The organism is Spirochaetota bacterium (genome assembly GCA_026414805.1).
Lineage (GTDB): Bacteria > Spirochaetota > UBA4802 > UBA4802 > UB4802 > UBA4802.
On the sequence record JAOAIH010000095.1, the window covers coordinates 1 to 9,046 of the forward strand.

At 36.5% G+C, this 9,046-nt stretch carries 6 protein-coding genes; 2 read left to right on the forward strand and 4 right to left on the reverse strand.

The genetic code is table 11. The features are described 5' to 3' along the window. The first annotated feature begins 203 nt into the window (after positions 1 to 203). Together N3F66_13850 and N3F66_13855 are read left to right on the forward strand one after the other, a co-directional pair. Positions 204 to 3,650, forward strand: coding sequence for an Ig-like domain-containing protein (locus N3F66_13850; protein MCX8125227.1), 3,447 nt, complete (start codon positions 204 to 206; stop codon positions 3,648 to 3,650). Between the two features lie 161 nt (positions 3,651 to 3,811). Next, positions 3,812 to 5,698 carry a radical SAM protein gene (locus tag N3F66_13855; protein ID MCX8125228.1) on the forward strand — a complete coding sequence of 629 codons (1,887 nt, stop codon included), beginning with the start codon at positions 3,812 to 3,814 and terminating at the stop codon, positions 5,696 to 5,698. Positions 5,699 to 5,768: 70 nt separating this feature from the next. Here the strand turns inward: N3F66_13855 and N3F66_13860 are convergent, their stop codons facing one another. The 4 genes from N3F66_13860 to N3F66_13875 all read right to left on the reverse strand — a co-directional run. Next, positions 5,769 to 6,386 carry a hypothetical protein gene (locus N3F66_13860; protein ID MCX8125229.1) on the reverse strand — a complete coding sequence of 206 codons (618 nt, stop codon included), beginning with the start codon at positions 6,384 to 6,386 and terminating at the stop codon, positions 5,769 to 5,771. Next, positions 6,374 to 7,210 carry a metallophosphoesterase gene (locus N3F66_13865; protein ID MCX8125230.1) on the reverse strand — a complete coding sequence of 279 codons (837 nt, stop codon included), beginning with the start codon at positions 7,208 to 7,210 and terminating at the stop codon, positions 6,374 to 6,376. Before N3F66_13865 ends, N3F66_13860 begins: the two co-directional genes overlap by 13 nt. A 21-nt stretch (positions 7,211 to 7,231) precedes the next feature. Further along, positions 7,232 to 7,519 carry a hypothetical protein gene (locus N3F66_13870; GenBank protein ID MCX8125231.1) on the reverse strand — a complete coding sequence of 96 codons (288 nt, stop codon included), beginning with the start codon at positions 7,517 to 7,519 and terminating at the stop codon, positions 7,232 to 7,234. A gap of 45 nt (positions 7,520 to 7,564) precedes the next feature. Then, on the reverse strand, positions 7,565 to 9,046 hold a 1,482-nt coding region (locus tag N3F66_13875), incomplete at its 5' end, for an efflux RND transporter permease subunit (protein ID MCX8125232.1).

Consider the following 9,046-nt stretch of genomic DNA (forward strand, 5'->3'; position numbering starts at 1 on the left):
AGATGTGTATAAGAGACAGATACTATATTCATATATATGCAAAGCGCGCATCAGATGGTAAAGTTATACTCAATTCATTTCAAAAAATAGTAATTAAAAAATAATATATTGTGTACATATCCAATAAAATTTATTGCTTTTTTCCTCATTTCAACAGTATATTTATTAAATGAAAATAAATTATGGAAATATTAATTTATAATATGAATCGTTTAATAAAATATAGGGGCGATAGTTACTTAGTAGCAGTACTTTTATGTTGCATAATACCATTTGCCATACACTGTGGTGCTCAAGCACCCAGCGTAAACCCAAATCCAGTATACCAATACGTAACTCCTACCGACCCAGGAAGCTTATCCCCTCAGGTTATAGGAATATATCCAGAAGATGGAAGTACCAATATACCTGTTGATACGTCCATTGTTATTGTTTTTAACAAACCAATTGACACTTCTACCATAAATCCATCAACCATCACTATAACAACGGTTACTTCATTTACTGTTACCCCTGCACAGGATAACAGAGCCATTATTATAGACATAACCAATCCTGCTCAATTTGCCTATAATCAAATAATTGATATAACAGTAACAACCGCAGTAAGAGATAGCGATGGCAATCCACTCCTTACTAACTACACTTCACAATTCACCACTGGTATTAATGATTCTTCATACTTCTTGCCAAAAGTAGTAACAATATCCCGCTTTCCACAACCTGGTGCAACAAACGTTAGTCGCGATGTTGGATTTGTTGAAGTGACGTTCACCAAAGATATGGACTCTTCAACCTTAACAGTAGCAAATTTTGGTTTTAGTGGACCTGCATCATCAGTAACACAAATGAATCCTAAAACATATAGGCTCACAATTGATACCTTAAATTATAACACACTATATTCCGTAACACTATCAGGAAGCATTGAAGACAGTGATGGCAATTCTCTTGACTTAGATGGCAATCATACCTGGGCATTTACTACTGAACCTGATCCTGCTACAATTCCATTAGACATAAGCGCACTGTGGATAGATAGCGCTACCAGTGATAGCATCACCATACAGTTTGTTACAACAAAACCAGTCACCAAAAATCAATGTTATGCTGTTTATGATATAAATACCCCAGTTACAACGGGTGATACACACGTGCAAGAAGATACCAGTAGCGTTGTTACAACGCTTCACACAGTTACCATACCTTCATTATCATCACGAACACTCTATTATATCAGAGCAGGCATAGATACTAACGGAGCAACCCCCGTTGAAATTCTATCCACTCAGGAACTAAGCGTATATACAAATACAGATAACACAAATAATAGCGCATTAACAAATGCAAGCAATGACCAAAATGGGTTGATTGTTTTACAAACAAATACTGCATCATACGCTTTCTGGGTAAGTAATGAATTGGGAAATAGTGATATTTATGGCCAATTTTTTAATTCGTCAGGAAACACTAGTTGGGGAGCAAACGGCAGTGCTATAGTAAACCATACCAATACCCAAGAAGATATTGTTGCAATAACTGATGGTTTTACCGATGCTATAGTTTTGTACAGAGAAGGAAGCAACGTTTATGCAAAAATGGTGTTTGATAATTCAGGTTCTTTGGCTTTTCACTGGCCAGACCCGGCAAACGACGCAGGTGATCAAGGCATTGCAATAGCTACCATACAGGCAGGCTCTATCTACAGTGCCACTTTAGTTTTTGAACAGCCACAGATAATTGCAGAAGGAATTGCGGACATGCCCGATAATGGTGATGCCACAAATCTTTTGTACGATGCTGATACTGAATTTTCAATATACCCCTGGCTTACCAGTGGTGACTTGTTGCTTACCAATATTTCAATGCCAAATATTAACTGGAATTCTTATTCAATTGCAAATCAAAGTACTACACCTATAGACATATTTCAGTACGTGCTTAAAAGTAGCTATGGGGCAAATTTAACTTCATTTGATTTTTTTATTGCTGATTTTGATACTTCATTTAGCGGAACGGCCAATTCAGGAACAACCTCTACAGAAATTCGTTCGTCCACTGATGCAAATTTTTTGTTAGTAAATGCTGGTGATATCATTTATAATCTAACTAATGATGAATGGGGATTGGCTCAAGCCTCAGGCTCTTGGAATGGCAGTTACTATTTTATTCCAATTGATCGAACTCTTACCAATTTAAGTGATGGGGATACATACACAATATATACCAATCATTCCTCACTTCTTACATCAGAAGGCGTAACCAATCCTCTATGGGATAAAGATCCTTCTGTTCCATTTAATCCAGGAACAACCGTGCTTGCTGACGACATAGTTGTTAATGAAAACAATAATTCAACTAATGCAACCTATGCTCAGGTTGAAGCTGTCGATCTTTCAAAAGATACTAATTATGCATTGCGCCTTACAGGTGATATTATGAATAATGGCGATATTTATTCTATCATTAGAATGCCAGCAGGTGTTACTATACAGGGTGTTGGTTACAGTACAAGCGTTGCAAGCTTTACTGTAAACGATAGTAATGCAAATTTCACAGGATGGTCAGTTAATCCAGGTGACATTGTTTTTAATATTGATGCTAACATCTCGGCAATGGTCATTACTGTAAACAGTGCAACCCAGTTAACGCTTTCAGCTGATATATTTACCGCCACCAATCAAAAATATATAATATATACAAAGCGTGCATTCCTTGTAAGCTATATTGATACAAGCGATTATGTTATGGCAAAGGTATTCAACATTGCAGATGGTTCACTTTTATATTCTTTTGCTGTATGTACCGATGGTATAAATTCCAACCCTAAGGCAATATGTGATGAAGCTGGTAATGCAATAATCTTTTACGAAAAAGCAGGCAATATTTACGCAAAAAAGGTAACAGCAACGGGTCAATTATTTACAACCTGGGGAACAGATGCCGACCAAGCTTCAGATCCTGGACCCAGTATACTCACTGGCTATTCTATTGTGCAGATAGCTCCAGTTAAAAACACCGGTGGTACTGGCGATGTGTTTTTGCTAGCTAAAAATTCAGCAGGGAATCAATTCAGGCTTCTTAGAATAAATAGCAATAATGGGACAATTACATTTGACAGCGGAAATATTACCGGTTATAATCCCACAATGGTTATTGATGCAGTTACTGGCCAAATAAACACAGCTATTATAGCTTACAGAAACACTCATATCACTGGTGGAATAACTTACTACCACATTGAAGCACGAGCCTATGGTGGAACAACGTGGGGACCTATTGTAGTATCGTCTAATACTGCTGATTATAACTGTGTTCAACCTGTTATTACAATGGCTGATACTACCTCTGCAGCTGATAATTTTTACATAGCCTGGTTTGATGGAAGGCACTACGGCACCAATGGATATAGCATCTATATGCAAAGATATGATGCAACTCCAAGTGCCCAATGGGCTGCAAATGGAATTATTATATCCTTCCCAACATCATTTGGATATGATTATCCTCTCCTCTTACAATTACTGTATTATAACGATGGAAGTTCACCGTATGGTGCATTGCCTCTATGGTTAGACTATCGTGATTTTTCTTCCACTGCAACCAACATATATTATCAAAAAATTAGTGATGCTGGAATTTTCCAGTAAATTCATTAAAATCATCTTCACTCCATTTCCCTGTAATATCGCTTAAGTCTCTTATCTTTTTTGTAGTGTCATCAATGCCAAACCTGTTCAAGCGCACCCAGTATGTATGAATCAATAGAAAAGCATTGCTATATTTTCTGTATTATTTTTATTATGCCATCATGAACATCGTATTTGTACAACTTCCGCTACTTGATCACGGCTATAACTACATTGCTGGCAATATCCCCACTGCCCCTGCTACATTGCAGGCATTTTGTCTCAGTAACTATCGCCCAAACATTAAGGCCATACAATTACCGCAAACAATACAAAACTTTGGCTCTGACCCCCTGATTGTTGATACCATACTGCACCATAATCCAACCCATGTAGCTTTTACCTGCTATCTGTGGAATGTGGAACGATCTTGTGCCATAGCGCAAAAAATAAAGGCTCTGACCACAGTAACCATACTGTTTGGCGGTCCTGAAATACAGCTGCAATCCTATATCCTCAGGCAGCATCACCCTGAAGTAGATATGTTTATCATTGGCGAAGGGGAGTTTTTCTTTGACCACTATGTGCACAACACCCATACCCAATATCTTCATACCATCAATAGCAATGCTGTATTTATTCAGCCTGCCAGCTGTTTTGTGCCTTTAAAAAAGTTGGTTGAACCGTATACACTGGGATACCTGCAACCTATGTATGATGGAAGCCTCAGCGTGGAAGTAATTCGCGGGTGCCCGTTTACCTGCAATTACTGCCTGTATTCAAAAAATACTAGTAAGGTTAGAGCATTCCCTGCCGATACCTTGCAAGCAATTATCCACAAGGCAAAAAAAGACACCATTCAGGAAATATACCTGCTTGCACCAACGTTTAATCAATCAAACCATTTTGTAAGTTACTGTAACGCCCTCATAGAATCACATAACACCATACCACTGCATACTGAAATCAGAGCCGACCGCATCACAAAAGAAACAATAGCTCTGTTACAAAAGGGAGGTTTTCATAGCTTAGAGGTTGGCCTGCAAACAATGAATCAGGCCTGCCTTAATCACATTGGCCGAAAAACCAATGCACAAAAGGAGCTTGAAGGCATTGTGCGCCTTAAAGACGCTGGATTTAAGCTTCAGGTTGGTATTATACCCGGCCTTCCCACCGACACCCCTGAATCATTTATGAACACTATTGACAAACTTTTAGATTACGGGCTTAGCAACGAAATTGAACTGTACCCACTTATGGTTTTACCAGGAACAGCCCTGTATGATGAAGCACTGCAACAAGGCGCTACCTTTATGCATCACCCACCGTACTACTTTATTGAAGGATTCAATTTTTCACAAACTGATCTCCATGCAATAACACAGTATTTTGAAAATGTAACGGGTTTTGTATTCAATCCACCATTCATACCTTCATTTATTATGAATAAAAAAGGCACGCTTACCAGCAGTGTGCTAATCAATTGTAAAAAACATAAAACCTTGCCAGGTCATATTTTCAATGCCATGCAAACAAATCATTTCATTTTTTATATATTGTGCGATAGTTCATCGCAAATAGACCTTGCCTTGCAATCCATCCTTTCTCACTGTCAATTTCATACTATGCTGTATTCCGTTGTTTGTATATATAACGATATACTGGATGACAGCGCTATTGCACGCACCCTTCTAGCAGCCACAAAAGACACCTTTTATTATCACATGATGCACTTTCAGAACACATACGACAGATTACCAGTACGGATATTTCAGCTATTTGAAACGCTGGAAACATTTTTACGCGCACAGGAACACTATGCATGTATTAATCCCATACTACTTGTAAATCCTGAAAATTATACAATTATTTCACATAAGGAATTTGCCTATCCCTTCCCCATTGTTATTCAGAAGGGGTTTGCAAAGCACTGCATTGATTGGCTCAAACAACAGTACAGTGAAAGTATAGAACTGGTCAGCTTCCAGGATGAAGCCGACCAGAAATATGTGTATAAAAAGATAGGGATTACGTACAGTCAAATTACTTTTAAAACTAAATATATTTAGTTAGCTTTTTAATATTTTAATATAATCATTTTATTGAAATTATTACTAAATTTATAAATTTTTTTTATTATTAATTAAATATAATCTTATACCCAATTGCCATACTTGCACAATCTTCAAAATTTAGATAATCATTATCATCCCATAAATATGCTTTCATATAAGTATCAAGCATTGTTATCTCAATATAAAAACCATGTTTTAATTCCATCATTTTGCTTCTTCCTTCCATTTGTATACCAACACTTAACGCAATGTGTCTCCCAGTAGGGTTATAATACCTGTCAGGACAGTTAGTGGATTCCTCCCAGTATACATTTTTATCCATCACATAAAACATTGTCACCCCTAAATAAAGTGGTTTTATTAGATTATTATATGAAAAATCAAAGGTAAAAGGATATAATATGTTTTTCCAAGAAATGGTATGTATCACTTTACCTGTAACATTTGCAGGACAATATCCATAAAAAACAGTACTTTCCCAAATGTTATTGGAAGATAAAAAACCAACACCTATTGCTATAAATCCAATATATCCCCCTGTTTGTGCCGAAAAACAATCAGGAAAATACCATTGTTGTTCTTTAGGTTGTCCATGTGCAAAATTTTCATAAGCTAAAAAAAATAATAAACTTATAATCAAAATAGTGAATAGTATATTCCAATTATTTCTTAAAATGTACATGGCTCAACACTGAAATCGTGGGTATGATCATTATATTCTAATATGACATAAATACTGTTTTGTGGACTTCCAACATGGTAACGTGGGACGTTGTCAATTTGTTTCATACTATAAATGTGATCATGGGCATGGAAAACTAAATCAAAATAGCTTTTGACAATATTATTAAATGTGTCTACTTGTGTTTGATTAAACCTTTCTGATACTTGTGAACAATCAATATGAGCTAATAATATTTTATATGCTGCATTACTAGAAGAAGCAGTCTGCTCTAACCACGCCCAATCAGGTTCACCACTTTCCCAGTTGTTATTATTAAAACATATGAATTCAGTACCACGAAAAGTAAAATGAAAATTTAATGGTCCATACATCTTTTTATATATAGTTTCACCATTTCCAAGAAATTCATGATTCCCAACAATAACAATAAATGGATAATCTAATTTTGAAAATATTTCATACGCGATATTATATTCCCACAATAATCCAATATCAGTAATATCACCTAAAATAAATACAAAATCCAGATCTTTTTGCGCATTTAATATATTTATTGCTTTTTCGGTTTCAGTGTAGAAACGATGGGTATCAGCTATTAATGCAATTCGGTAATTATTAGATTTTGATTCCAGTGCCTTTATACGAGCAATGTTCTCTTTATTTAGATTTTCATAATCTACTTCCGTTGAATATGGAGAATATTCCAATCCAAGATAACAGCTTTGGAGTAAAATAATAACAACCAATATCAAGAAATAACGTACATATACTCTAAAATATTTTTGTAAAGTTACTACTTCCTCAAGATTATATGTAAACATATTTTTCATTTTTAAATTTATCTACTGTATCTCTTTTAATTGCAATACAAACATACTTATGCCAATACCTTTGAATTTTATTTTTAATGTATTGAGTTCCTCTGCAATGTTGTCTTTTATCTTATTATTTTCAAGAGCTATCATCATACAGTTATTCAAGCCTGGCCATACATGGGTGCCTAATTGTGGTTCTTTACTTCCTTCACCCTGCACATCAACAAATTTGGTATAGCCACTGGCATATTTTTTTGCTATCTCCACAACCTCATCATCAACGGCGTTGCTGTACACAACAAATAGCATTACCATAACTATCTCCTATGAATATTAAAATTACTTTTAACCCTCTGACTTTTAATACCTACGTTTTCTTGCCTCATACTTTTCACGCATATTTTCAAAAATCATATACATAACAGGAATGAATACAAGGGTAAAGATAAATGAAGTACTCATGCCGCCCATAACTGCTCGCCCAAGGGGTGCCGATAGCTCTGAGCCTTCTCCCAGTCCAAGAGCCATTGGTATCAATGACAGTATTGTAGTTAATGTTGTCATCATGATAGGTCGCAGTCGCTTGGTACCTGCTTCAACTAGTGCCTCACGTATGCCATACCCGCGTTTTCGCAAGATATCAGTATAATCAACAAGAACTATCGCATTATTCACTACAATACCAACAAGCATTATTATACCTAAAAATGTTATAACATTAAACGTTGTCCCTGTTAAAAACAAGAATATGGATACCCCAAAAATTACTGTTGGTACACTGAACATTACAATAAACGGACGCAGCATTGATTCAAACTGCGCAGCCATAATAACATACGTCAGCACCATAGCAACCACCAATACCAACACAAGATCCTGAAACGTCTCCTGCATATCCTTGTAAGCTCCCGCAATCACAACATCAAAATTTGCTGGCTTTGGTATTTTGTTTATGGCTTTGTTAATATCAGACACAACAGCACTCAGCGCTCTGCCTTCTGCTTTGCAATTCAGATACACAACGCGTTCCTGTTTCTTTCGTTCAATAGTGGAGGGACCGGATTTTGTCACAATATCAATAAGATTGCCAACAGGTACCCGTTTACCAATTGGCGTGTTTATCTCAATAGACTTAATATGCTCTATTGTCTCACGGTCAGCTTCACGCAACCGTACATTTATGTTATACTCATCGCCCTCAACCCTGTAGCGAGTAGCCGTGTACCCAGCTACATTATTTTTTATTAAATTGGCTATTTGATACGCATTTACTCCCATCTTTGATGCTTTTTCACGATTTACAACAATGACTTTTTCAGGTAGCCCCTCTTCACGTGAAATATCAATATCCTTCAAACCAGGAATAGATTTAATAGCATTTTTGATATCCTGAGCATATTGAGAAGATTTTTCAAAATCATAGCCATACACTTCAATTGAAATTGTAGCTCCACCCATCCCTAATATTCTACCACCTGCATCTCCCTGCAATGAAAAGTTAAACGTAACACCGGGAATTCCTCTAAATGCCTCACGTAAAGCCTGGCGGATTTCTTCTTTTGATCGTTTGCGCTTGCTTGGCTGTACCAACCGCATCTCAATCTTGCCGGTATAGTCGGTAGTTTCGCCAAATGCAGCGGTAAACCCTTCACCATATCCTGCCCTCACCGCTACAACTTCATATTCTTCTTTCTTTAATACGTCCAGGGCTTTTTTCTCTATTATCTTCATTATTGATTCAGTTGTTTCAAGATTAGTGCCCACAGGCAGTTTTGCAACAACAGTAAGCTGTGCATCATCATACTCTGGCATAAATTCCATACCTGCTATTGGAACTGTCTC

Excerpts from the sequence above, each read along its gene's own strand:
- N3F66_13850 (MCX8125227.1), top strand. The coding sequence starts at position 204 with ATGAATCGTTTAATAAAATATAGGGGCGATAGTTACTTAGTAGCAGTA.
- N3F66_13855 (MCX8125228.1), top strand. The coding sequence starts at position 3,812 with ATGAACATCGTATTTGTACAACTTCCGCTACTTGATCACGGCTATAAC.
- N3F66_13860 (MCX8125229.1), bottom strand. The coding sequence starts at position 6,386 with ATGTACATTTTAAGAAATAATTGGAATATACTATTCACTATTTTGATT.
- N3F66_13865 (MCX8125230.1), bottom strand. The coding sequence starts at position 7,210 with ATGTTTACATATAATCTTGAGGAAGTAGTAACTTTACAAAAATATTTT.
- N3F66_13870 (MCX8125231.1), bottom strand. The coding sequence starts at position 7,519 with ATGGTAATGCTATTTGTTGTGTACAGCAACGCCGTTGATGATGAGGTT.